This is a genomic window from Pseudomonas sp. GM21, assembly GCF_000282215.1.
Classification (GTDB): domain Bacteria; phylum Pseudomonadota; class Gammaproteobacteria; order Pseudomonadales; family Pseudomonadaceae; genus Aquipseudomonas.
In genome coordinates this window covers 1-1,660 of sequence record NZ_AKJS01000123.1, presented here as the reverse complement: position 1 = coordinate 1,660, position 1,660 = coordinate 1, and the positions used below count along the sequence as shown (strand labels likewise).

The window sequence follows — 1,660 nt, the reverse complement described above, 5'->3', positions numbered from 1 at the left end:
GCTGTTGCTGGCTACCGCCGCTGCCAAGTCAGGGCCTGCTCCAAGTTTGCGCAGTTCACGGTACGTCCTCCTTCCGGTTTTCCATTGTTTGAGCTGGATGGCCCTGAGTCGTCGACGTATCCATTCATCGAACCGGTGCCAGAGGCGAGGGGTTTGCGATAAGCCGAAGTACGCTTTCCAACCCAGTAGGTACGGTCTCAGACCTTCAACCACTTGCGACAGGCTTCGACCCCCATTTCGAGACGTCAGTTGTCGGATGCGGCTTTTGAACGTCTGTAGCGCTTTGCTTGCCACCCAGCGCTTGACCTCGCCTTGAGCTGACAGCCAAAAGCCGTAGCCCAGAAACTTGCGGCCAAACGCACTGGCAATCGCGCTCTTGCTCTCGTTTACTTGCAGCCTAAGTCGATCATAAAGGTGACGGAGCACTGCCATTACCCGCTGACCGGCCTTGAGGCTGTGGACGTAAACGTTCGCATCGTCCGCGTACCTGACGAAGCAATGGCCTCGTCGCTCCAACTCCTTATCCACCTCGTCCAGCAATACATTGGCCAGCAATGGTGAAAGTGGGCCGCCTTGCGGCGTCCCTCGTTCACTGGCTACCACTACACCGTCGATCAACGTCCCGCTGTTCAGATAGGCCCGGACCAGACGCAGGACGTCTCGGTCGATTACCTTCCTGCTCAGTCGGGCGATCAACAGGTCATGATCAACGCGATCGAAGAACTGCTCCAGATCGACGTCCACCACAATGTCCCGCCCCGAGTGAATGTATTGCTGCGCCGCCAGTACCGCTTGGTGAGCGCTGCGACCGGGACGAAAACCATAGCTATGATCACTGAATCCCGGGTCCAACAGAGGCTGCAAAACCTGTAAAAGCGCCTGTTGGATCAGTCTGTCCGTCACCGTCGGAATGCCCAGCTTGCGCTCGCCACCCTCCGGCTTGGGGATCAGAACTCTGCGCACCGGGCTTGGCCGGTACGTCCCCGCCAGCAACTGCGCCCGTATCACGGGCCAGGCCGTTTTCAGATGCTTGACCGTCTCATCGATCCCAAGACCGTCGACGCCCGCAGCACCTTTATTCGATCGAACTCGCTTGAGCGCCAGTTGCAGGTTCTCTCTTGTCAGGACTTCTTGCAGAAGCCCTGACCCCATGCGATTCAGGTCATGGCGCGGACAACCAGCTTCATCGCTGGACGCTTCGCGCCGGGTTTCACCCGTCGCAGCTGCGTCCCGCCCCGGTTTCCCGGGCATCTGATGCAAGGCCTGTTGTATCGCCATGGTGAACCTCACTCCTTCTCGTTTGGCCCTTCGCTGCAACGCAGCTACTACGGCCTCTGCTGACTTCTCGCTCCGGCTTGCGCCGTCGCCCTTTCAGGCATGAGGCGAGATCTCCCCAGGTAAGAACGCCATCCTTCACCGCACAACCGCCGCATTTACGTCCCCGGCACTTTGGCCACAAGAGCTTCGCAGTCACTTGGCTGCTCGCCCTGACCGGTGACGCCTCAGATGCGGTTCGTGTACCTCGGCTCGCGGTTTACGCTCCACGCTTCCTTCCCACACTCGGTCACCCTCATGCAGTTGCGCTTCGCTTCATTCGCTGTGGCCAGCTCAAGAGAGGACTTTCACCTCTAGGATGGCGCCCATGCTGGGCGCACAAGTG

Annotated in this window: 1 protein-coding gene; it reads right to left on the bottom strand. The window is 59.3% G+C overall.

The features are described 5' to 3' along the window. Positions 1-1,278 (bottom strand): group II intron reverse transcriptase/maturase (ltrA, locus tag PMI22_RS08675; RefSeq protein WP_007947385.1); only part of this gene is annotated, 1,278 nt, incomplete at its 3' end. Between the last annotated feature and the right edge of the window lie 382 nt (positions 1,279-1,660).